Source organism: Xanthomonas sp. NCPPB 4467 (genome assembly GCF_041475665.2).
GTDB classification, from domain to species: Bacteria; Pseudomonadota; Gammaproteobacteria; order Xanthomonadales; family Xanthomonadaceae; genus Xanthomonas; species Xanthomonas dyei.
In genome coordinates this window covers 5,134,594-5,158,401 of the sequence record NZ_CM191260.1, presented here as the reverse complement: position 1 = coordinate 5,158,401, position 23,808 = coordinate 5,134,594, and the positions used below count along the sequence as shown (strand labels likewise).

The 23,808-nt window shown below is 63.7% G+C and carries 16 protein-coding genes and 1 pseudogene; 8 read left to right on the top strand and 9 right to left on the bottom strand.

The features are described 5' to 3' along the window. The first annotated feature begins 6 nt into the window (after window positions 1-6). The gene (locus ACCQ06_RS22550) at window positions 7-858 is read left to right on the top strand and encodes an STM4011 family radical SAM protein (RefSeq protein ID WP_316689553.1); all 852 of its coding nucleotides are present in this window, start codon (window positions 7-9) and stop codon (window positions 856-858) included. Window positions 859-995: 137 nt separating this feature from the next. On the opposite strand, the pseudogene ACCQ06_RS22545 reads toward ACCQ06_RS22550, so the two are convergent. Continuing rightward, window positions 996-1,169: pseudogene (locus ACCQ06_RS22545) on the bottom strand (hypothetical protein); the annotation flags it as partial. Between the two features lie 25 nt (window positions 1,170-1,194). After that, window positions 1,195-1,851, bottom strand: a complete 657-nt coding sequence (locus tag ACCQ06_RS22540; RefSeq protein WP_316689551.1) for a YceH family protein — start codon at window positions 1,849-1,851, stop codon at window positions 1,195-1,197. A 306-nt stretch (window positions 1,852-2,157) separates the two neighbouring features. Between ACCQ06_RS22540 and ACCQ06_RS22535 the strand changes: the two genes are divergently transcribed. Both ACCQ06_RS22535 and pyrF read left to right on the top strand, forming a co-directional pair. After that, entirely contained in the window at window positions 2,158-3,123 is a 966-nt protein-coding gene (locus ACCQ06_RS22535) for a 5'-nucleotidase, lipoprotein e(P4) family (RefSeq protein ID WP_316689550.1), read from the top strand. After that, window positions 3,120-3,851 (top strand): orotidine-5'-phosphate decarboxylase, encoded by a 732-nt coding sequence (pyrF, locus tag ACCQ06_RS22530; protein ID WP_055854653.1) that lies wholly within the window; start codon window positions 3,120-3,122, stop codon window positions 3,849-3,851. Before ACCQ06_RS22535 ends, pyrF begins: the two co-directional genes overlap by 4 nt. A gap of 349 nt (window positions 3,852-4,200) precedes the next feature. On the opposite strand, the gene ACCQ06_RS22525 is transcribed toward pyrF, so the two are convergent. From ACCQ06_RS22525 to ACCQ06_RS22510, 4 genes are all read right to left on the bottom strand, one after another. After that, on the bottom strand, window positions 4,201-5,721 hold the full coding sequence (locus ACCQ06_RS22525) for a tryptophan halogenase family protein (RefSeq protein ID WP_316689547.1): 1,521 nt from the start codon (window positions 5,719-5,721) through the stop codon (window positions 4,201-4,203). 110 nt (window positions 5,722-5,831) lie between these two features. Then, window positions 5,832-8,861, bottom strand: coding sequence for a TonB-dependent receptor (locus ACCQ06_RS22520; RefSeq protein WP_372364667.1), 3,030 nt, complete (start codon window positions 8,859-8,861; stop codon window positions 5,832-5,834). Between the two features lie 316 nt (window positions 8,862-9,177). Next, on the bottom strand, window positions 9,178-12,213 hold the full coding sequence (locus ACCQ06_RS22515; protein ID WP_316689544.1) for a TonB-dependent receptor: 3,036 nt from the start codon (window positions 12,211-12,213) through the stop codon (window positions 9,178-9,180). A gap of 166 nt (window positions 12,214-12,379) precedes the next feature. Beyond that, entirely contained in the window at window positions 12,380-13,432 is a 1,053-nt protein-coding gene (locus ACCQ06_RS22510; RefSeq protein ID WP_316689542.1) for a LacI family DNA-binding transcriptional regulator, read from the bottom strand. Window positions 13,433-13,837: 405 nt separating this feature from the next. On the opposite strand from ACCQ06_RS22510, the gene ACCQ06_RS22505 reads away from it, so the two are divergent. The 3 genes from ACCQ06_RS22505 to ACCQ06_RS22495 all read left to right on the top strand — a co-directional run bounded on the left by ACCQ06_RS22505 (window position 13,838) and on the right by ACCQ06_RS22495 (window position 19,196). Next, window positions 13,838-14,812: a hypothetical protein gene (locus ACCQ06_RS22505; RefSeq protein ID WP_104617001.1), complete on the top strand. Its 975-nt coding sequence runs from the start codon at window positions 13,838-13,840 to the stop codon at window positions 14,810-14,812. Continuing rightward, on the top strand, window positions 14,812-17,475 hold the full coding sequence (gene plsB / locus ACCQ06_RS22500; protein ID WP_316689539.1) for a glycerol-3-phosphate 1-O-acyltransferase PlsB: 2,664 nt from the start codon (window positions 14,812-14,814) through the stop codon (window positions 17,473-17,475). The genes ACCQ06_RS22505 and plsB overlap by 1 nt, the downstream gene beginning before the upstream one ends. A 740-nt stretch (window positions 17,476-18,215) precedes the next feature. Then, window positions 18,216-19,196: a zinc-binding dehydrogenase gene (locus ACCQ06_RS22495; protein ID WP_316689537.1), complete on the top strand. Its 981-nt coding sequence runs from the start codon at window positions 18,216-18,218 to the stop codon at window positions 19,194-19,196. A 606-nt stretch (window positions 19,197-19,802) separates the two neighbouring features. Here ACCQ06_RS22495 and ACCQ06_RS22490 read toward each other — a convergent pair. Then, a complete protein-coding gene (locus ACCQ06_RS22490) occupies window positions 19,803-20,006 on the bottom strand; it encodes a YdcH family protein (RefSeq protein ID WP_046964822.1) in 204 nt (67 codons plus the stop codon). 154 nt (window positions 20,007-20,160) lie between these two features. Here ACCQ06_RS22490 and ACCQ06_RS22485 point away from each other — a divergent pair, with 154 nt between their 5' ends. Further along, window positions 20,161-20,733, top strand: a complete 573-nt coding sequence (locus ACCQ06_RS22485; protein ID WP_316689535.1) for a hypothetical protein — start codon at window positions 20,161-20,163, stop codon at window positions 20,731-20,733. Window positions 20,734-20,952: 219 nt separating this feature from the next. Here the strand turns inward: ACCQ06_RS22485 and ACCQ06_RS22480 are convergent, their stop codons facing one another. Further along, on the bottom strand, window positions 20,953-22,167 hold the full coding sequence (locus ACCQ06_RS22480; protein WP_316686182.1) for an IS4 family transposase: 1,215 nt from the start codon (window positions 22,165-22,167) through the stop codon (window positions 20,953-20,955). Between the two features lie 212 nt (window positions 22,168-22,379). Between ACCQ06_RS22480 and ACCQ06_RS22475 the strand changes: the two genes are divergently transcribed. Next, a complete protein-coding gene (locus ACCQ06_RS22475) occupies window positions 22,380-23,270 on the top strand; it encodes a hypothetical protein (protein WP_316689532.1) in 891 nt (296 codons plus the stop codon). 77 nt (window positions 23,271-23,347) lie between these two features. On the opposite strand, the gene ACCQ06_RS22470 is transcribed toward ACCQ06_RS22475, so the two are convergent. Beyond that, window positions 23,348-23,602 carry an XAC0095 family protein gene (locus tag ACCQ06_RS22470; RefSeq protein WP_316689530.1) on the bottom strand — a complete coding sequence of 85 codons (255 nt, stop codon included), beginning with the start codon at window positions 23,600-23,602 and terminating at the stop codon, window positions 23,348-23,350. Window positions 23,603-23,808 lie beyond the last annotated feature (206 nt).

Genomic DNA, 23,808 nt, shown 5'->3' with positions numbered 1-23,808 from the left:
CGGCCGATGCATCTGTCATTGCTCTATCGCGGCCGGCTGAGCAGCTGCAATTACGCCTGCGATTACTGCCCGTTCGCCAAGACCTACGACAGCCCCGCCGCGCTGCGTCGCGACGCGCAGGATCTGGCGCGGTTTGTCGGCTGGGCACAGGCGCAGACGCGGCCGTTGTCGATCCTGTTCACGCCCTGGGGCGAGGGCCTGGTGCGGCGGCATTACCGCGAGGCGATGGTGCAGCTGAGCCAGCTGCCGCAGCTGCGCCGCGTAGCGATCCAGACCAACCTGTGCACGGGCATGCGCTGGCTCGACGCGGCCAATCTCGACCGCCTGGCGTTGTGGTGCACCTACCATCCCAGCCAGGTGACGCGCGCGGCCTTCCTGCGGCGCTGCCAGGCGTTGCGCGACCGCGGCGTGCGCCACAGCGTGGGCATGGTCGCCGCGCACGCGCACATGGACGAGATCGAAGCACTGCGTGCGGCCTTGCCCGACACCACGCCGATGTGGCTCAACGCCTTCGATCCGCGTCCGCCCGACTACTACACGCCCGAGCAGGTGCAGCGCTTGAGCCGGATCGATCCGCATTTCAGCTACAACCTGGCCCCGCCGCCGAGCTTCGGCGCGCCCTGCCTGACCGGCGAATCGGTGTTGTCGGTGGATGGCGACGGCACCGTGCGGCGCTGCCACTTCGTCGATACGCCGCTGGGCAATCTCTACGACGGCAGTTTCGCAGCGCAGTTACGCACCCGCAGCTGCCCCAATGCGCAATGCGATTGCTTTATCGGCTATGCGCATCGGCCGGACCTGCCGTTCCAGGCCGACTATGCAGGCGGCGTGCTGGAACGGGTGCCGGCGACGGCGTGAGCCGGCCACTGCAGACCGGTGACTTGCTCCGGAGCGGTTGATAGCCGCTGACGGGCGTTCTTCGGCGGAGTGGATGCGCGAAGGAACCGGAGTGCGCACGTGACGCCGCCCCGAAGACTGCGGCGTGCGCCCTGGTCTTCGCGCACGAACATGTCGATGGTCTGTTCGATGCGTTCGGCAAAACGGTCTTCGCTCCACGGCAGCAACAGCTCGGCCTGCAGGAACGGGTACACCGTGCGACCCAGCCGGATCAGACCGGCGCGGCTCATGCGGCGGTTGTTGTGGAAGCAGCACGCCACCCACGACGCGGCGGCGCAGTCGCTTCAATCCCAGCGCTTACTCGCCCAAGCGGGTACGCAGCTCGGTCACCTGCTCGCGCAGTTCCTGCAGCTGCTCTTCCAGACTCTGCACCCGCGCTTCCAGGGCGGCGGTGTCGGCGCCGCGTGGCGGGCTTTCGCGCGTTGCGGCGGCGGCCTGCAGCGCGTCGAGGTCCAGCTCGCCACTGAGCAGGTGGGCATAGCGCTCTTCGCGCTGGCCGCTGGCGCGCGGCAGTTGTACCGCCAGGCTGCGCTGGATCAGCCGGTCCAGGTGATGGCGCACGTCGTCGGTATCGTTGAAGCGCGCCAGCCGCTCGCTGCGCGCGAACAGCTCGCCCAGGGTCTGCGGTCCGCGCAACAGCAGCAGGCCGATCAGGGCCACTTGCTGGCGCGTCAGATCCAGCACGCTGCCCAGCCGGTGTTCGTAACGTTCTGCACGCGAGGAGAACTGCTGGCGCACCAGTCCCAGCGTTTCCAGCTGGCGCAGCGCGTGATGCACCATGCCGGTCTGCAGGTTCAGCACCGGCTCGCGTGCGGTCTTCTGGTTGGCGGCCACCTGTGCGGCGTTGACGGTGAGCGGATAGGCGTCCGGGGTGGTCGCTTCCTTTTCGATCAGGCAACCAAGCACGCGGGCCTGAGCGGCATCGAGGACGGGCGGTGGCGAGGTCTCTGTCATGGGTGGCTCCAGGGGCGATCAGCCCGCAAGGATATGCCGATCCGGCATCGGCGTTCTTCGGCGCCTGCGATCGTGCGGCGTGACGCGTCGGCATGGCCGCGCCATTGCGGCGCCGGGGCCGCAATGGCGCGCGCGGGGACGTAACCAGCGCCGCCATCCGGCCACCGGCCGTCGCACCGAAAACCCGGATCGACCAGGCCAGCGGCGGTGTGCCTTTGCGGCTCTCGAATGCAGCGCCTTCGGCAGCGGCGAGCGGTGCGGCGCGAACCCGCTAAAATTGCGCTCTTCATTACCGCTCCTGTTCTGGTGGATGCCATGCGCCCCTCGCTTTACGCACCGTTGTCCTTGCTCGCCTGCACTGCGCTGGCCTTGAGCGCCTGCAAGCCCGGCCAAGAGGAGATGGGCGAGCGTGCGCAAGCCGCTGCCGTGTCGGCCAACGCGGCAGCCAGTGCCGCTGCGGCGAAACAGGCCTCCACGCCCACTGCCAGCACCGCCCCAGCCGGCGACGACAACCTCAACGCGGTGCTGTGGATGCAGCGCTCGGAGGAATACCGTGCGGTGGCCGAGCAGACCTACCGCGCTGCGGCGGACAAGCTCGATGCCGCGCTCAAGCAGCCCAATTGGGATGCGCTGGTGCCGGAAGAACGCGGCAATGCCGCTACCGGCCTGAAGCCGGCGGTGGTGCTGGACGTGGACGAGACCGTGCTGGACAACTCGCCCTACCAGGCGCGCCTGCTGCGCGATGGCAAGGAGTACGACGAATTGAGCTGGGACCAGTGGGTGGCCGAGAAGAAGGCCAAGCCGATCCCCGGCGTAGTGGATTTCGCCAAGGCCGCCAACGCCCGCGGCATCACCCTGATCTACATCTCCAACCGCGCCGTGCACCTCAAGGACGCCACCCTGGCCAATCTGCGCAGCGCCGGCCTGCCGGTGGCCGACGACAGCGTGTTCCTCGGCCTGGGCACGGTGATGCAAGGCTGCGAGCAGAACGGCAGCGAGAAGAACTGCCGCCGCCAATTGGCTGGGCAGACCTACCGCGTGCTGATGCAGTTCGGCGACCAGCTGGGCGACTTCGTACAGGTGACCGCCAACACCAGCCAGGCGCGCGGCGCGTTGCTGCAGCAGTACCACGACTGGTTCGGCGAGCGCTGGTGGATGCTGCCCAATCCCAGCTATGGCGGCTGGGAGCCGGCGCAGTTCAACAACGATTATTCCCAACCCTGGCAGACCCGCCACGACGCCAAGCGCGCCGCACTGGAGCTTGCACGATGAGCCGCCCCCCCTTGCCGCTGGCCGCGCACGAGCGGCTGATCTTCGCGTTGGACGTGCCCAGCCATGACGAGGCGATCGCCTGGGTCGACCGGTTGGGCGACTCTGTGGCGTTCTACAAGATCGGCATGGAGCTGCTGGCGTCGGGCGAGTACTTCCACGTGCTCGATGCCTTGGCCAAGCGCAACAAGCGCGTGTTCGTCGACCTGAAGTTCTTCGACATCCCCGCCACCGTGGCCGGCACCATCCGCCGGCTATCGCAATGGCCGGTGAGCTATTGCACCGTGCACGGTTGGCACGCCGGCATGCTGCAGGCCGCCGCCGAGGCCAACCAGGGCGACATGCGCCTGCTGGCAGTGACCGTGCTGACCTCGATGGGGCGTCCGGACCTGGCCGCGATGGGCATCGACCGCGAACCGGTGGACGTGGTGGTGGAGCGCGCGCTGGCCGCCCAGGCCGCCGGCATCGACGGCGTGATCGCTTCCGGCCAGGAAGCCGGCCCGATCCGCCGCGCCACCGGCCCGGCCTTTTCGATCGTCTGCCCCGGCATCCGTCCCGGCGGCCCGGTCGGCGACGACCAGCAGCGCACCGTGGGCGTGGCGCAGGCCTTCACCGATGGCGCCGATGCGATTGTCGTCGGCCGGCCGATCCGCCTGGCCGCCGACCCGGCAGCGGCGGCGGCCGCCATCCAGGCCGAAATCCGCGTAGCGGTCGGACAGCACCGGGAATGACAACACGCGTGCCGTACGCCAGCGCATATGCTACCAACAAAATCAACAAGTTAACCCGATAGAATTAAAGTGTTGCTTTAACGTTAAAGTCTGGTTAGCATGCCGCGTCCGATGTCAGTCGGAAGCTGTGCCACTCATTGTCCACCGGGTTTGTCCCGGTTTTCGAAGGGATCGGGCCTTGTGCCCGATCCTTTTTTTTTGGCCGTCGCCCGGCGCAGATGCGCCGCTGCCACCCGACTGCGCACCGTGCTGGGGGCGGCGTCTTCGGCACGATCGCACGCCACTCCGGCACTGCCTCGCCAAGGTCGTGAGGCGCTCGCCCGCTACCGATCGCTGCACCGGCGGGCGCTCACCGCACCGGCGCCGCCTTGCAATAGCGGTCGATGAACTGCTGGTGGGTCGGCATGACGTCCACGCAGTGGCTGATGGTCTGCGCCACGCTGGCCAGGAAGCCTTCGGCGTCGGTGTCCGGCACCTGGTCCACCAGCGGGTGGTAGCCGGTTGGCAGGATGCCCTGGCCCACCATCACCTGCACCCAGCTGATCTCGGCGAACATCTCTTCGGCATTGCGATAGAACCGCCCGCTGTCGCGGAACAGGTCCAGCGTGGCCTGCAGCTCGGGGGTGATCGGCATGGTCCGGCAGTGCCGCCAGAACGCGCTGTCGTCGCGCTCGGTGGCGTGGTAGTGCAGCAGCAGGAAATCGCGGATGCGGTCGAACTCGAACGCCAGCCGGTCGTTGTAGCGCTGCACCAGCACCGGGCTGATGCCTTGCCGCGGGAACAGCTCCAGCAACTTGGAAATACCGGACTGGATCAGATGGATGCTGGTCGATTCCAGTGGTTCCAGAAAACCACTGGCCAGGCCCAGCGCGACCACATTGCGGTTCCAGCACTGCTTGCGCCGGCCGGTGGTGAAGCGCAGCGGGCGCGGGTCGCCCAAGGGCGCGCCATCCAGGTTGGCGAGCAAGCTGGCGGCGGCTTCGTCGTCGCTGATGTGCGCGCTGGAATACACATAGCCGTTGCCGGTGCGGTGCTGCAGCGGGATACGCCATTGCCAGCCGGCCGCGCGCGCGGTGCAGCGCGTGTACGGCGTGGGCGGGCCGATCTTTTCGCAGGGCACGGCCAGGGCGCGGTCGCACGGCAGCCAGTGGGTGAAGTCGTGGTAGCCGGTGTGCAACGCGTCTTCGATCAACAGGCCGCGAAAGCCCGAGCAATCGATAAACAGGTCGCCGGCAATGACCTGGCCGGACGCCAGCTGCAACGACACCACATGGCCCGACTCGGGATGCAGTTGCACCCGCTCCACCATGCCTTCGATGCGGCGCACACCGCGCGCTTCGGCAAACCCGCGCAAGAAGCGCGCGTAGAGCGCGGCATCGAAGTGATACGCGTAGGCGATGTTGGCCAGCGGCGAGGTGGCCGGCACATCGCCGGCCGAGGTCATGAACTTGCCGCGCGCCGCGGCCACGGTATTGAGCGTGTACGCACCCAACGGCTGCGCTTTGCCGCGCAGCTGTTGCCTGATCCAGTATTGATGGAATGGCAGCAGCCCGAGCGGGTGGCCGATCTGAGTGCCGAAACCATGGATATACGCGCTGCCCGGGCGTTGCCAGTCGACGAATTCAATCCCCAGTTTGAAGCTGCCCTGGGTCTGGCGCACGAACTCGGCCTCATCGATGCCGAGCAGGTTATTGAAGGCCTTGATATGCGGCACGGTGGCCTCGCCGACACCCACGGTGCCGAGCTGTTCGGACTCGATCAGCTGCACGTTGAAGGTGGGGCCAAGCACGCGCGCGAAGGCGGCGGCCGCCATCCAGCCGGCGGTGCCGCCACCGACGATGACGATGTTGCGAAGTAGAGCGGGGATCATGTTGCGTTCGAGCCTGTACGAAAGTGGAAACCGCCAACAAGCGAACGGGGCCAGTTGGCCCCGTTCGGATCATATGCCAGCACAGCGCAGGCATATGGCGTTGGGCTGCATCAGAACTTTGCGCCAACTTCCAGCACGATACTGCGTGGCACGTAGCTGATTTCGCCGTTGTCGACCACGGTGATATCAGGCTGCAGGCGACCATCGCTGCCGAAGCTGTTGTACTGATACTGGGTGAAGTTTTTGAAGTTGAAGGCGTTGAGCACGTTGATGCGTGCGTTGAGCTTAAAGTCGCCCACTACCGTGAACTCCTTGTTGGCCTGCAGGTCCACGGTGCGGTAGCCCCAGATCTTGCCACCGAGCAGGAACTTGCCATTGCCTGGCGGGGTAACGCCTACTGCCTGGCAGGTACCACCATCGGGGTCGGTGAAGCCGTAGCAGGCGATCGTGTTGATGGGCTCTGGCGTTGCCAGCACGAGTTTGGCACCGAAGGTCACGCCCCACGGGCCATCGATGGAGCCGGATGCGACGAAGCGATGTGCCGACACGGCACCGGACTTCACGAACGGATAATCGCGGATGGTGGCCTTGTCGAACGCGAAGGGCTCGTCGATGGTGCGGTTCTGGCGCGCGCTGGTGTGGGTGTAGGACAGGTTCAAGCCCCAGCCCGATTCCTTGGTGTAAGGCTTCTCGGCCGACAGCAACACCTGGCTGCTGCGTTGCTCAAGACCGTTGTAGCCCAGGATGGTGTTGCGGTAACCCGGTACCGGCTCGCCCCACGGCACGCTGCCATTGGCGTCGAAATACGCACCGTTCGGGTAGCGGTTGACCAGGCTCATCACCAGGCCGTCGTAAGCCAGCACGCGTTGGAAGGTGACATCGGTCAGCCAGTCGCCCACCTGGTTGCTGATACCGATGCTGTACTGATCACTGTACGGCGTCTTGAGCTTGTTCTTGAACATGAAAAGCTCGGAGCTGTCGCTGGTACCCGGGATCGCGTTGAGTTGATCGATGCCAGTGAGAAACGCTGGATTCCAGGGCGCACAGGCGCGGTCGTCGCGGAAGCAGGGCTGCCCGCTGGCCGCATCACTGAAGTAGACCACCACCGGCGACAACGCTGCCTTGACCGATTCCAGTGCGAGCTGCTCGAACAGGTTACGATCGTACGAGCGACCGGCACCGCCATGCAGTACCGCGCTCTCGTCGCCGAAGAAGTCATACGAGAAGCCGAAGCGCGGCGCCCAGGCGTCCTTGAAGTTCTTGCGGTTGTTGCCGGTGCTGATGTAGTCGGCCACGTTGATGCCGCTGGGCAGCAGGCGGTTGGCCCAGGGCTGACCCGGGTTGGCCGGATCGTCCGAATACAACGCGTCCACAAACGGCTGCGACGTCACGAAGTCGGTGTACGCAGGTGTGTCTTCGTAGTCGTAACGTACGCCGATGTTGAGCATCAGCTTGTCGTTTACCGCCCAATCGTCCTGCAGGTAGATGCCGTACTGCTTGGACGGCGACTCCACCACCGGCAACTGGCCGGGATTGTCGAACGCGCGGATATAGCGCACCTGGAACGGCACCGGTGCGATGCCATTCTGGCCGACTTCATAGCTGAACTGCGGGTTGAGCGAACTGGACTCGCGCGATGTCAGCTTGATGTCGCGATAGGTCACACCGGTCTTGATGGTGTGCTCGCCATGCCACTGCAGCGCATTGAAGGTCAGATCGTTCTGGAACGACCAGCCTTTCTGGCTACGTAGTTTGAAGTCCTCGCCGCTGGCAGCCCCGGTATTGAGAAACACCCATTGGCGCGGATCTGCCTCGGTACGGTCGATGTAGGTGTAGATGGACCCGTTGCCGGTGCCGCGCGGGGTTGGCACGTTGCGCGAATCCTCGGTGGTGAGGATGGCTTCGTTGAACCAGCTGTCGGCACTATGCTGCCAGCGCAGACTGGTGCGCTTGTCCTTGTTGATCTTGTCCACCGCGCGGTCGGGCGCGTTCTGACCGCCGACGTTACTGACCTGGGTTTCGTCGCGGTATTGCGTTGCTAGCTCGATGCGATCGTTATCGGTCGGTTCGAAGTCGATCTTGCCGAAGTACAGGTCTTCGGTGAACGGCATGTTGGACGCGCCGTACTGATCGCGAAGATTGGACGGCAGCAGGCCGATGAACGGGGATGCCTCCGCACTTGGCTGCACGCTCTTGGGCGCCACGTTGTCCTTACCTTCGTAGGCAAAGAAGAAATGCATGCGGTCCTGGATCAGCGGGCCGCCGATCGCAAAGCCGTATTCCTTAGTCTGCGAATCGACTTTGCCGTTTTCCTCGTCGGGGCGTTTCTCGCGCAGATCTTGGTTGGTGAAGCGATAGAACGCCTCGCCATGGAACTCGTTGGTGCCGGACTTGGTAGCCGCAGTGATGGCTGCGCCACTGATCTGGCCGTATTCGGCTTTGTAGTTGGAGGTGATCACCTTGTACTCGCCGATGGCGAGTTGCGGGAACGGATTGCCCTGCGTCTCGTCCTGACCGGCAATGCCGCCGCCGGAAACGTAGCTCTTCTGGCTCACGCCATCGATATACAGATTGCTGGAACTGGCATTGGACGCGCCGCCGCGCAGTTTGGTATTGCCATCCTGGTCTATGGTGAACACCATGCCTGGCACTGTGTCTGCAAACTCCAGGAAGTTGCGCGTGGCTTGCGGCAACTGCTGAATCTGGCGCAGCGACACCGTGTTCCCCACCTCGGACGTCTTGACGTCGCGAATCATTGGCGCGCTGACCGTCACCGTCTCCAGCGTGGTCGCATCGCCGGCCGGTGCAGCCGTCTCGGTGCCCAGATCGACAGTGGCGCTGGAGGCCACCGACAAGGTCACCGTGCGGCTGACGCCGTTGGACTCGACCTTGTAGGTACCCGGCTGCAACCCGACGATGGTGTAGTTGCCGTTCGCATTGACCGGCGCACGACGCACCGAGCCGGTGGCGATATTGGTGACGACGACTTCGCTGCCGCTCTGCGCGGAGGCGACCTGGCCGCGCAACGTGGCGTTGCTGGACTGGGCCATGGCCGGGGTGGTGGCGAACAACGAGGCGGCCAGGGCGCAGCACAACAGGCTGCGTGCCGGCAAGGTGGAGACGGTGCGGTGCTTCTTCATGACTTTCCCCCTCCCAGGGGTAAAGCGCGAACCAGTGGAGTGACTGGCGCGTCGAGGTTGGTACTTTGATGTGAGTGATACGGGACAACGGGCAACGCAACAAACAACAGCAACTGCAAACAAAAGCGGCAAAGGCGCACACGTTGCGGGGGCGCAGCGCGCAGTCAGTGCGCTATACGGCATGCGTCGCGGCATGCGCCGCACCGAACCAGTAAGCGTTACCAGTCCAGAACGGCGCGATCTCCGTGCGCGGGAAAACAGAAGCGTGCGACACCTGCGATCTGCACCAGTCGGTGGTGCAGACCGCCGGGCCGGCTTACCAGATGATGCGGGCGCTCATGAACAAGGTACGGGGCGGGGTGGAGATCGCGCCGTACTGGTTGATGCTCACGCGCGGGCTATACACGCCGGCATTGCCCCAGTCGATGGCGTACTGGTCGTAGTTGCGGAAGTTCAGCGCATTGATCAGATCGCCACGTACCTGCACGGTGAGTGCATCGGTGACATGCATGTCCTTGGACAACGACAGATCCAACTGACGCGTGCCGAAGATGTCGCCGCCGGCCAGGAACTTGCCGCCCGGTGCATCCACCGACACGATGCGGATGTTGTCCGATGTCGGGCCGCCGTACTGATCGAACGACACCGCCTCGTTGCGCGGCGCCACCGTGGCCAGGGTCAGCTTGGCCGAAGCGCTGATGCCCCAGAACAGATCGTAGATGCCGGTGAGCACCAGCCGGTGGCGCGGTACCGAGTTCAGATCCAGGAACGGGTAGTTGGCGATCGTCGCCGCATCGAAGCCGTACTGATCGTCGTTGCCGCGGTTACCGCGTGCGTGCGAGAACGTGTAGGCAGCGGTCAGGCCCCAGCCGCTTTCCTTGGTGTAGGCCTTGTCGGTCGACAGCAGCAGCTGCGCGGTCTTGGTTTCGACACCGTTGTTGCCGATGATCAGGTTGCCGAAGCCGGCCGCTGTCTCCCCGAAGGCCTGGTTGCCGGCCTGGAAGAAATCGCCATTGGGATAGCGGTTGCCCAAGGTCAGGATCAAACCGTCCTTGCTGTGGATGTACGACACCGTGGCCGAGTTGCTCCACTCGCCCACACGGGTGCGCAGGCCGAGCGAATACTGGTCCGAATACGGCGTTTTCAGATCGTTGTTGAGCAGGTCGATCTCGCCGTTGCGCACACGTGCATTGACCAGGCCGCCCAGGCTATCCGGGTTGCTGACAAAGGATGGATTGAAATTGGTGCAGGTGCCGGCCGCCGGGGTGCAATCGGAGGATTCGACAAAGCGGACGGTGTACTGCGACAGCGCCGACTTGACCTGCTCCAAACCCATGATGTCGAACAGATTGCGGTCGTAGCTGCGCCCGGCGCCGCCGAACAGCACCAGCGATTCGTCGCCACGGAAGTCGTAGGAAAAGCCCAGACGCGGCGCGAAATTGTTGTTGTCCTGTTTGCGATTACGGCCGTTGCTGATGTAGTCGTTGATGTTCACGCCCCCCTTGGCCAGTTGTTCGGCATAGGTGGCGCTGACCGCCGGGTTGGTGCCGGGGCCGTTCAATGCGGCGATCACTTCCGGCGGGGTCACGTTGTCGAGGTAGGACGGAATCTTTTCGCCATCCCAGCGCACGCCGATGTTCAACTGCAACTTGTCGTTGACGTCCCAATCGTCCTGCAGGTACAGGCCCAGCTGTTTGCTGGTGGTGGTCACCGACGGCGCGGCGCCGGCAAACGGCAGATTGAAGCGCACCTGGTAGGGAATGGACGCAGTGCCTGCGCCATCGGTCACCGCGTAGTAGAACGACGGGTTGGCCGCGGAATTTTCGCTCTGGGTCAACTCCACTTCCTTGTACTTCACGCCCATCTTGATGACGTGGCTGCCGTGCCACTCGATGTTATTGAAGGTCAGGTCGTTCTGGAAGCTGGGGCCTTTTTGTCCCTTGCGCTGGATCGCCAGGCCGCTGGTGGCATCGTCGTTGAGCAGCACATCGTCTTCGGCAGTGCCGCGCGTGTACACGGTCTGGCTGCCGATGGTGTAGGCGGTGGGGTTGAACAGCACGTCTTCATACGACACCCGCGCTTCGTTGACGTAGTTCTCGCCGAAATGCTGCCAGCGCAGGTCGTAGCGTTCTTCGGAATTGAGATTGGTCTTGGCGGCGATGGCGGTGTTCTGGTCACCCACGCTGTCGCGGCTTTCTTCGTCGCGCACCTTGGCGGTGAGCTCCAGGCGGTCGTTGTCGCCGATGTCCCAATCGATCTTGCCGAAGTACAGATCTTCCTTGAACGGACGGGTGACCGAGCCCAGGCGGCTCTGCACGCCGGCCGGCAAATCGTCGCTCAGTGCGCTGAAGGCATCCGGCACCGCGACCGGGTTGGCCGAGACTTCAAACCCCTTGCCCTCGTAGCTGAAGAAGAAGTGCGCCTTGTCCTTGACGATCGGCCCGCTGAAGGCCATGCCGTACTCGTCCTGGTGGGTCTTGCGCTTCTCGCCGTCGGCATTGGGCGCGCCGGCGCGCTCGTCGGCCTGGCGGGCGCGGAAATCGGTATTGGTGGTGCGCCCGAAGATTTCGCCGTGGAATTCGTTACCGCCGGACTTGGTGGACGCCACGATCGCCGCCGACCCGACCTGATCGAACTCGGCCTTGTAGTTGGAGGTGATGACCTTGTACTCGCCGATCGCCAACTGCGGGAACGGGTTGCCCGCGCTCTGCTGCTGGCCGGAGACGCCGCCGAACAGATAGCTCTTCTGGCCCACGCCATCGATATAGACGTTGACCGCCGAACTGGCCTGCGCACCGCCGCGGATGCGGCTGTTGCCGTTGGCATCGGTCTCGAACTGCATGCCCGGCACGGTGTCGGCAAATTCCAGGAAGTTACGCGTCAGCTGCGGCACCGTGTTGATCTGCTTCAACGAGATGTTGGTGCCCACCTCGGAGGTCTTGACCTCCTGCAGCGTGGTGGCGGTGACCTGCACCGCGTCCAGCGTGGTGGCGGTGCCGGCCGGCGCCGTGGCCGTCGCATCGCCGCCGCCCAGATCCAGGCTGACCGACGAGGCTACCGACAAGGTCACGGTCTTTTCGGTACCCGGGCCGGCATCCACTTTGTAGGTGCCCGGCGGCAGGCCGACCAGCGCATAGGTGCCGTCCGCACCGGTGGTCACCCGTCGCACTGCGCCGCTGGCGACGTTGGTCGCGGTCACGGTGGTGCCCGCCTGGGACGTGGCGACCTGTCCGCGCAATGTGGCATTGCTGGACTGGGCCATCGCCGGAGCGGCGGACAACAGCGAAGCGGCGAGGGCGCAGCACAACAGGCTGCGTGCCGGCAGGGTGGACACGGTGCGGTAGCTCTTCATGACTTTCCCCCTCCCAGGGGTCAGGCGCGTACCGGCAAAGTGGTCGGCGTGGCGCGGGTAGTGCGTTGTTTCAAAGACAGCAGAACGGCAACAAACAAACGACAGGCGTTATAAAAAGCATAAGAAACTGCAAAGAATTCGTGAAGATGCGATGTGGCGCATGGTGTCAGCCGCCAGGCGAGGCGCGTGGCGCGCTGGACGCACGCACGATCAGCTCAGGCACCATTTCCGAAAACGCCGGCGGCGCGGCATCGGATGGCGGCGCGGGTGCATCCACCAACTGCTGGCCCAGCAGCAAGCGCAGCGCACGCGCGCCCAGCCCGGCGATATCCACCCGCATGGTGGTCAGCGCCGGCAGCACGTAACGCGCCATCGGCACATCGTCGAAGCCGGCCAGCGCGATGTCCTGCGGCACCTTCAACCCGGCATGGCCGAGCGCGAACAGGCAGCCCAGTGCCATCATGTCGTTGGCAGCGAACACCGCGTCCGGGCGCGCGTCCTGTGCCAGCGTCTGGCCCGCGCGGTAGCCGGATTCTTCATCGAAGTTGCCCGGCAGTACCCACGGCTGCGCATCGGCATCCAGCGCCAACTCGTCGCGATAGCCGCGCAGGCGCTCGTGCGCGTCGAAGTTGTCGGCCGGGCCGGCGATGAAGGCAATGCGGCGATGGCCGCTGTCGCGCAGATGGCGCGTCATCACCCGCGCGCCGCCGTAGTTGTCGACATTGAGCACCGGGCGCTGGCTGGCGCGGCCGGCGCAGTTGAGCAGCACCGCCGGCAGGCCGCCGGGCAAGGCGTCTTCGTGCACGCCCGAATCGCCTAGCGACGGCGACATCACCACCACGCCATCCACGCGCCCGGGCAGGCGTTCGAGGGCGCGCCGCTGCGCTTGCGGGTCGCCGTGCGAACTGGACACCAACAAGTGGTAGCCCTGGTCGCGCGCCACCTGGTCGATGCCGCGGATCAATTCGGAAAAGAACTCGCCATGCAGGTCCGGCAACACCACCCCGATGGTGTGGGTGCGACGGCTGCTCAGGCTGCGCGCAGCGTGGTGGGGGATGTAATTCAGCGCCCGCGCCACCTGCAGCACGCGCTCGCGGACCGACTCGGCCACGTGCTGATGCCCGTTCATGGTGCGCGACACCGTGGCCACCGACACCTGCGCCTCGCGCGCCACATCCTTGATGGTGACGCTGCCGCCTTCCGAACGGGGCCGACTCATGGCGCTTTCTCCAAAACAAGGCGGTGGCGACCGCACGCCAGCACAGGGCGCACGGTCTGCTGGCGCAGAACGTTCGTGTCGCACAGGCGCATAAATGTCATCGGCCCCATCCGATGGCGACCTCGAAGCGAGATGGCGCGCACGCTAGCAGGAACTGCAAGCGCTTACATGATGCGCCGCACCATTGGGTCAAACATCGCTGGGACAAGGGTTGCGACCTGATTGGTGGACAAAGTTGTCCGAATAAGACAACAGCAGCCAATGTCGGACACCGGCTGACATCGCGCGGGAACTACGAAAAAGTAACATCTTAGAACCATACCGTGGCGCACGGTCGTGCCGCGCCTTGCCGCCAGTGCATTCAGACAGCAAGATGCGCCGATCGATCAGGGGAACATCGTGCGCATGTCGCCATTTACCGTCCGCGCCGGCCGGTGTCAGTCCATCGCGTGGGTGCTGCTGGCTGCGCTGTGCATTGGCGGCTGCCAGCGCAACGACACCGCCGCCCCCTTGCCCGGTGCCACCGCCGAGCCGGCCGCCGCGATGCAGTCGATGACCCTGCCGCTGCGGCGCAACGATCTGGTCGCCTATGCGCGGATCCGGGTGACGCCTGCGCAATACACCCAGCTGGAAGCGGCCTGGCGCAGCGGTGCCAGCCGCTGGCCGCTGACCGAGTTGCCGCTGCCCAACGAAGTCGGTGCGCTGCTGGGGTCGTTGTCGGCACCCGATGCCGAGCGCCGCCTGCAGCAGGCCTTCGACGCGCAGCTGGCCGGGCAGTCGCGCGGCATCGCCCAGGCGGCGCAGTCGCTGGGCCAGTTCGGAGTGCAGTACCTGCGCAGCCGCAGCGATTACCAGCCCGAGCAGCGCGCCCATTACGTGCAATTGGTCGACGCGCTGAGCGCCTGGGCGACCACCGCGCCGCTGGCCGATCGCCCGCGCGCCAAGGCCAGCATCGCCGACCTGGTGGCCGCGGCCCGCGCCACCGGCATCACCTCCGATGCCGATCTGCAACGGCTGGGCATGGAAGAAAGCCTGCGCCGGCTGGGGCCGTTCTGGGCCGCGTGCAAGAAGGTGCTGGAGCGCTACGACCTGTCGATCGACACCAGTCTGGACGCGCTGCGCACCGGCTTGATCAAGCAGGACGGCGATAGCGCCCAGGTGCGGCTGCGCTATCCGCTGGCGGCGCACGCCATCGACCTGACCGTGGCGCTGATCAAGCGCGATGGGCACTGGTACCAGCAACAGACCCAGAACGAGATACAGGCGCTGCTCGACGCCCTGCCGGCTCCGCCCCTACCCGATGCTGCGGCAGCCCCCGACACGGCGCGGGCACCGCCGCCACCGGCCACGGACGCCGGGCAACGCCCGGCTGGGCGATAATGACCGCGATGCCAGAACAGAACCCCCTGCCGTTTCCGGACGGCCAGCCTGCCCCGACCACCTCGGTCGCCGACCCCGGCGCGAGCGCGGCTGCGTTGCCGTTGTCCGCCGCCGTGACGCCGGAGGCAGCGGCGCCGGCAGCGCCGCTGCTGGCCACCGCACGTCAGGCCAAACGCCCGTGGTGGGCGCGCTTGCTCGGTCGACTGGCCGACCCGTGGCTGAGCCTGACCATCGAACCCGAACAACCCGGGCGCTATGACGACGGCAAGCCAGTGGTCTATGTCCTGGAAGACTACGGCCTGTCCAGCGCCCTGATCCTGGACAAGGCCTGCCGCGAGGCTGGCCTGCCATCGCCACTGGTGCCGCTGCCGGGCGACCCGCTGGAGCGCAAGCGCGCCTACCTGGCGCTGTCGCGGCGCAGCAGCAGCAATTCGCTGATCCCCGAACAACGCGGCGGCAAGACCCATTCCGACTCGCTGGCCAAGTTGCTGCAGGCGCACCGCGTGCGCGCCGATCTGGACGTGCATCTGGTGCCGGTGTCGATCTTCGTCGGGCGCGCGCCGGACAAGCAGAGCGGCTGGTTTGCGGTGCTGTTCTCGGAAAACTGGGCGCTGGTCGGACGCTTCCGTCGCCTGCTGGCGGTGCTGCTCAATGGTCGCACCACCATCGTGCGTTTCGCGCCGCCGATCTCGCTGCGCCAGACCATGGCCGAAGGCCTGCCGCCCGAGCGCACCCTGCGCAAGTTGCAGCGCGTGCTGCGGACGCATTTCCGGCGGATCCGCGAGGCGGTGATCGGGCCGGATCTGTCCACCCGCCGTCTTCTGGTGGACCAGGTGCTGGCCGCCGACTCGGTACGCGAAGCCATCGCCACCCAGGCCAAGCGCGACAACTCCAAGCCGGTCGATGCCTGGCGCAAGGCGCATGCCTATGCGTGGGAGATCGCCGCCGACTATTCCAGCCCGGTGGTGCGTTCGGCCAGCTTCCTGCTCACCCATGTGTGGAATCGCATCTACGCTGGCGTGCTGGTGCATCACCTGGACAAGCTCAAGCAGGCCGCGCCCGGACACGAAGTGGTGTACGTGCCCAGCCACCGCAGCCACATGGATTACCTGCTGCTGAGCTATCTGCTGTACGAACGCGGCATCGTGCCGCCGCACATCGTGGCCGGCATCAACCTCAATCTGCCGGTGGTGGGCACGCTGCTGCGCAAGGGCGGCGCGTTCTTCATCCGCCGCAGCATCCGCGGCAATGCGCTGTATTCGGCGGTGCTGAGCGAATACGTCGCGCAGCTGGTGGCCGGCGGCTATTCGATCGAATACTTCGTCGAAGGCGGGCGCTCGCGCACCGGACGCCTGCTGCAGCCCAAGGGCGGCATGATCGCGATGACGCTGCGTGCCTACCTGCGTCAGCCGCGCAAGCCGGTGCTGTTCCAGCCGGTCTACATCGGCTACGAGAAGCTGATGGAAGGCAACAGCTATCTCGACGAGCTCACCGGCCGGCCGAAGGAAAAGGAATCCATCTGGGGCCTGCTGTGGTCGATCCCCAAGGTGCTCAAGCAGAACTACGGCCAGGTGGTGGTGAACTTCGGCGAGCCGATCGCGCTCAACGACGTGCTGGCCAAGCACGCCCCGGATTGGGATGGCGAGCCGCTGCCGGAAGATGCCAAACCCAGCTGGCTGGCACCGGCGGTGGACACCTTGTCCACGCAGATCCAGACCCGCATCAACTGCGCGGCCGACGTCAACCCGATCAACCTGCTGGCGCTGGCGCTGCTGTCCACGCCCAAGCACGCGATGGGCGAGGCCGATCTGATCGCGCAGATCGAGTTGTGCAAGAAGCTGCTGGCGGAAATGCCGTACTCGGACCGCGTCACCGTGACTCCGCATACCCCGGCACGCATCATCACCCACGCCGAAGAGATCAACGTGCTCACGCGCGTGTCGCACCCGCTGGGCGATGTGCTCAGCGTCAGCGGCGATACCGCGGTGCTGCTGAGCTACTTCCGCAACAACGTGCTGCATTTGTTCACCGCATCGTCGTGGGTGGCGTGCTGCTTCCAGAACAACCGCCGCATGAGCCGCGCCGGCCTAATCCGGCTGGGTCGCACGGTGTACCCGTTCCTGCAGGCCGAGCTGTTCCTGCCATGGAGCGAAGACCGCTTTGCCGAACGTATCGAACAGACCATCGACATGTTCGTACGCGAAGGCCTGCTGCTCAATGTCACCGAAGACGACGGCGGCATCCTGACCCGCAACACCGGGCAGACCGATGAAGTGTTCCGCCTGCGCGCGATTGGCCACTCGCTGCAACAGGCATTCGAGCGCTATTACATCGCCATTTCGGTGCTGGTCAAGAACGGCCCCGGCGTGCTCGGCGCCGGCGAACTGGAAAGCCTGTGCCAACAGGCGGCGCAGCGTTTGAGCCTGTTGTACGCACCTGCCGCGCCGGAGTTCTTCGACAAGACCCTGTTCCGCAGCTTCATCCAGAAACTGCGCGAGCTGCGCCTGGTCTGGCCAGACGAGAACAGCAAGCTGCTGTTCGATGAGCGGCTGGACGCATGGGCCAAGGATGCCAAGTTCATCCTCGGCCGCGAACTGCGCCACACCATCGAACGCGTCAGCCCGGCAGCGGTGAAACCGGATGCGGTGTTGCCGCCGGAGTGAGGGGGCGGTCTTGGCGGCAAGAGCCGCGCACGTGGCGAAGCGCGCGGCATTGCTTGGCGCTGACCGATTGTTCCAGTTCGGTCGAGTTGGAAACGGTGCGACATCGCGCGCCGCAGTGCGGCCGCAGCAAATCGAACGCGGTGTTGCCGCTGAAGCGGGACAGCGCGGCAGAGACACAACACACGCGCGGCGTAGAGAAACACCAGCGCGGCATTGAGGTACCCCGCCTGTAGCAACGACCCGGTGATCCCTTCTCCCACCGGGAGAAGGTGGCGCGCAGCGCCGGATGAGGGTGCGGCTGCAGGCAACCACGCAGCCATGCAGCGCATCACCCCTCACTACACATCGATTCGCACCCTATCCAACGACTCGATGACTCCTTCTCCCACCGGGAGAAGGTGGCGCATAGCGCCGGATGAGGGTGCGGCTGCAGGTAACCGTGCAGCCATGCAGTACATCGCCCCTCACCACACATCGAGTCGCGCCCTATCCCACGACCCGATGACTCCTTCTCCCATCGGGAGAAGGTGGCGCACAGCGCCGGATGAGGGTACGGCTGCAGGCAACCACGCAGCCATGCAGCACATCGCCCTCACCACACATCGATTCGCAGCACGGCAAGGTTTCACACAACAGTTGCGTCCGTTTCATCGGCCGCTTGCGCGCGTGCCGATAGCATCGGATCACCTTTCATAGTGATCGAGCGCCTCCCAATGCAAATGCGCTTGGCAGGAGATTCCATGCGCGCAGCCATCCATACCCAATTCGGCGATCCCGCCAAGGTGCTTGAACTCGGCGAACGGCCCGTGCCGCAGCCAGGCAAGGGACAGGTGCGTATCGCCATGCGCCGCTCGCCCATCCACAACCACGACCTGTGGACCGTGCGCGGCAACTACGGCTACACGCCGGAGCTGCCGGCGATCGGTGGCAGCGAAGGCGCCGGCGTCATCGATGCCCTGGGTGAGGGCGTGGAAGGCCTGCAGACCGGGCAGCGCGTTGTCGCGGCCGGTGTCCACGAAAGCTGGGCGGAGTATTTCCTGGCCGATGCAGCCGGCGTGGTCCCGCTGCCCGACGCACTGGACGATGACCGCGGTTGCCAGTTGATCGCCATGCCCTTGAGCGCCCTGATGCTGATCGAATTCATGCGCGTGGAAAAAGGCGACTGGATCGTGCAGAACACCGCCAACGGCGCCGTCGGCAAGACCGTGGCCATGCTTGCCGCCGCACGCGGCATCAACGTGATCAACCTGGTCCGCCGCGATGCGGGCGTGGACGAACTCAAGGCGTTGGGCATCGGCAATGCTGTTTCCACTGCGCAGGACGGCTGGCAGGACAAAGTGCGCGCGCTGGCCGGCGATGCGCCGATTATCCGCGCCATCGATTCGGTCGCCGGCAGTGCCGCCGGCGACTTGATGGGGCTGCTGGCCGAGGGCGGCGAGCTGGTGTCGTTCGGGTCGATGACCGGCGAGCCGCTGCAGATCTCCAGCGGCGATGTGATCTTCAAGCAGGCCACGGTGCGCGGTTTCTGGGGTAGCAAGGTGATGCAGGCCACAAAATCAGAGGACAAGCGCCGCATGATCGGCGAGCTGTTGAAGGCCGCCGTCGATGGCAGCCTGGCCTTGCCGTTGGAAGCGGTGTTCGACTTGAAAGATGCGGCCAAGGCAGCGGCCGCAAGCGACGAGCCAGGCCGCCGCGGCAAGATCCTGTTGCGTGCCGGCTAACACGCGCGGCTTAGCAAAAAGGGTGTCAGGAGGTTCGAGGCTGGTCGCGATCGGAGCAGTCCGTGTCCGGCCGAAGTAGAGCAACTGCGGCCAGAGTGGAGCAACGCGGCCAAGGTAGGAATCTGTGGCGCCCACGGCCGACGCCGCACTCGCTCTTGTACTCGAATCCGAATCCACACCCAAAGCATCTGCACTCGAATCCGGAACAGGGCAGGGGCAGGGCCGCAGAAGGTACAGCAGCAGGACCGAAATCGGCCCCCATGTCCGTAGACGAATTCAAATCTGTAAGCCGATTCGAATCGCGCCCGTCCTCTCATCCGCCCCTGCGGGGCACCTTCTCCCTCAGCCGGGGGAAGGCAGTCCGCCGATCGCTGCTGTGACGCCCCTCTCACGCTTGCGGGAGAGGGGTTGGGGTGAGGGCGCGGCCTGCGCGACACGGTGCGTCCACCCCCGCGTGCTGCTTCACCACTGCGACAAAGTCGATCAGCCTAGTTCACGCCAGACCAGCGCCTGTAAAGGATCACCGGACACCTGACACCGGAGCACAGACCCAAGCGCACCTGCCCTCGCAACGAAGGTCCAGGTCCAGGCCAAGCACCCAACGCCTCAAGCGGGCTCGTCGGGCACCAGCTCCATTTCCAGCCGGATAATGCAGTCCTTGATCTGCAATTTGCGCTTCTTCAGGCGCTTCATCTGCAGCTCGTCTTCCAAATTCGCGGGCATGCGCTGGATCTCGTCGTCCAACGCACGGTGCGCGCGTCGCAACTCGGCGATCTGTTCGACGATCTCGGCGGGTGAGAGGGTTTCCACGCTCCGAGCATACACAACCCCGGGCGACACGCGTCACCCGCGCTTGCCAAGTGGCCGCAGGCTGCGACAATGCCCCCGCGCCCTCGGGGAAACGGTGGCGCGCTTATCCCATCATTGCCGCGCGGCCACGGCCGTCGAGAAAGGAGTCTTTACGATGCGTTTGCATTCTTCCCTGCTGGCCCTGAGCCTGCTCACCGCCGCCAACCTGGCCTCGGCCGCCGATGTGGCCAAGTACGACGGCTTTCTGTGCTGCAACCTGCGCACCGACGGCAGCTGGATCAGCGACAGCAACTACGCCGAAGACGGCAAGCGCATGCTCCCCGTCGGCACCCCGGTCAGCGTCACCGGCTTTGGCCGTAACCGCGTCAACCTCAAGATCGCCGGCGAAAAGCAGTCCATCGGCAACGATTACAGCCGCGACCTGGACAACACCGCCTTCGCCGCCCGCTACATCGTCACCACCGATCCCAAGCTCAAGCTCGCCACCTTCCCGCCGAAGATCCGCCAGGCCATCGTGGACGGCAAGCTCACCGGTGGCATGACCCGCGAACAGGTGCTTATGGCGGTCGGCTACCCGATCAGCAGCGAGAACCCGAATCTGGAAGCCTCGCTGTGGCGCTACTGGCGCGACAGCTTCGCCGAGTACCAGGTGCAGTTCGGCCCCAGCGGTAAGCTGGTCAAGGTGACCGCCGACCCGCAGCTGATGAATCTGGTCTGGGTGCCTTGATATCGGGTAACTATGGCTCGCCTAGTTGAGTAATTACCCCTCAAGTCTTAATTATTGAAAAGCTACTCTGAAAAATGACTTTGGTTGCAGATAGAGAAATTTTAGGCCATCGCTCCATTTAGCTAATTTGAGCGTTGCTTTTTATAAATTTAGAGGTTTTATGAGCACTGCAAATAACGACAAAGTACTAGGGTCAGGATCTTAGGTATCCCCACGTTTTTAAGGTACCAGGGTCATCTGCTCGCGCACTGCGTCGGGCAGTGAGCGCAAGCGTTCTAGCCAGCGTGAGACAGGTTCCATGGGCCAACGTCGGATCAACGCCTCGCGGCCGACACGCAGTGTCGAGTAGAGCTTGCGCTGACTGTTGCGGGGCGACAGCCAGTGCGCGATGCCGGTGGCTTCGCAGCCCAGTCCTGCCAGCCAGCTGGCGAAGGTGGCCAGCGTATTGAGCAACAACAGGATCTGCAAGCGCTCACCGCGACGGGTCAGGCTGTCTTCCATCGCCTGACCGTAGCGATGCGACTTCAGATCCCGAAATGCCAGCTCGATCTGCATCCTTCGTGCGTACAGGTTGACCAACTGCTTTGCGCTGGGCGCTTGCAGTTGTGGGGAGGCGACGATCAGCCACGGCTCGCGCTCACGCGCTGCTGCTTTCAAACTTGATGATGCGCGCGAGACCTTGGCAGGTGAGCGTCGATTGCGTTGCTGACGTCCCTGCGGTGTCTTGGCATAGAGCACCAGACGGCAATCGAGTGGATCGCTGCGATTGGCCTGCATCGGTGGCAATGCGTGTGCACGGTTGGACGCCAGCCCATGCAAGCGTCGGCTATCGATCCATTGCGCTGCATCATCGGGCACGTCTTGCGGCTTGACCTGCGTGCGTCCGCGCAGACGCCCGACCCAATCCCAGCCCATCGCCGAGACCGCGCGAAACCACGGCGTGCGGAATCCGGCATCCGTGACCAGGATTGGACGCACATCGTCTGGAATCAGTTCCTTGAGGTGTTGCAGAAAACGCTTCTCCGCACCAGGCGAGCCTTGCTGTTTCCCAGCAACCACCATGTCCAGCAACGTGAGCGTGCGCCCACCGATCGGCACGGCTGCGCGCAGCAGACACCATGACTTGTCCGGCTTTAGATCGCTCCAGTCGATGACGATCACCGGCTGCGCGCCGCGCAGCAGCCAATGCGCCATGTCCCGCTCGATCACGGATCGTTCGCCCTGCAACGTGCGATTGCGCAGCAGGCGGTCGCATGCCTTGAGGGGCGCACGTACCCGCCTCGCGCCTGGCCATGCGCGTGCAATGTCGATCAAGGTCAGCCGGCCTCCGTGCAACAGCGCCTCAACCGCGCCAAGCAAGGCGCGTCGACGTAATGCATGCATGCCAGAGAGTGAGTGAGACAGGCACTTCTGCAATACTTCGCTGGCGCGCATGGTCGGCACTCTTCTCTGGCTTAGTCACCTTGAAGCGTGCACCATGCGCGCACCTTCTTCCACATCCTGATCCAGCAAGTACTTGATCTCGCAGGAAGAAATGTGGGGAAACCTCAGGGTCAGGATCTAGTGGCGATCTAGCGGTCGTAGGCGAAGGTACGCCAAATGAGACAAAAGTAAGCATTCAACTTCTTCAGGGGATTTACCATGAATTGACCGGAAAAACTGAGGATGTTTCTAAGTCTTACAACGAGCCCTTCCAAACTATTCTTTCAGACTTTGAGCAGCTGGATTTCAGAATTTCGCAGTGCTGCGAGCAGTACAATGTCAAAGCGTCAAATTGTTCAGTCAAGGTTTACTACGTTAACGACACTCAGGAAACATATAGTTCATTTGAGCGATTTGCGAGTTTTAATGCAGGAACAACAAGTGCGGTCGAAAGCGTGCTCCTTACTTACAATTTTCTTATAGTTTTACCAAAAGTTGAGAAGCCACAAGGCTACACAATATCGGTCCGTTTGGCATCTAGAATAGCTGTGGAAAGCCAGATGCGTGAAAATATGCCTTTTCATATGCCAAAAATTCTACGCACTATGGGAAATCGGACCGCTGTAGTAAATGTTAAATATGTAGACTATTCGGTAGCACGTAGCTTGCTTAATACGGCAGATCAATGGTTTGAAGGTCTTGACAAAGGCGATACATCAAAGCTTTGGAAGTACATAGTAAGGAGGTCGCATTACATTCCGGTGATGGCGCGTTATGTAACTGGCGCTTTTGTTGCCTATATTATTTACCAGACTGCTGAATATTTCGTACCCTCTGGTGCAACTCTTCATCAGCTCGCAACATTTACTCTGTTTTCATTTGTAGGATTGTTCTCTGCTTACCGCCTAGCTCATCATTTAGGTAGTGCTGCAGAAGATTCACTTGATAGATGGTCGCAACTTTCTTATCTGTCTCTTACAAACGGCGATAAAAATCTCATAAAAAAAGCTGCTAGCGCGAATCAAAAAAATGGTTTCGCGGCGCTAACGAAATTTCTATTGGCGCTATTTGTCTCAGTCGTTGCAAAGGTCGTTGCCTCAGCACTGACTGCCTAGCTGATGTTACGGCCGCATTTGATAGCAAGCATTGCTTTCACGCTTTCGTCCAAATGAGAAAGAACTAGTATGAAGTGCTACGGCATCGCATTCGGCCCTAGCAGATCATCCGGTGTAAGGGTTTGGTTCAAGACGCTTTCCAACTGCTCAGCCAACAGATCAAAGCAGAATGCGAGTGCATCCAGGCTCACACGTGGCTCATTTAAATGACTCGTGATGGTTGCGCTTGGCTGCGCCAGCGTTGCCAGAAAGCGCAGATGATCACGCGTTTGCAATAAGCGAAGCTGCGCGTCTTCCGGCAGCAGATAATACCCGAACAGAGACTGCTCCATGCTCAACTCTCCGGACAGGCTTCCGCCGCACGATGCGGCGGGATGCCGGGAGGTTAGCAACCGCAAACAGACGGCGGGCTTATTTCCCTTGCGGGTGTTGTATTCGCCGCCCTCCCGGCGTGGAGACGCCGAGCATGTGCCCGAACATCAGGCACAAAAAACCACCGCTTCACGGAGGGTGGCACCGCTGTTTGTGGAGTTGCTAC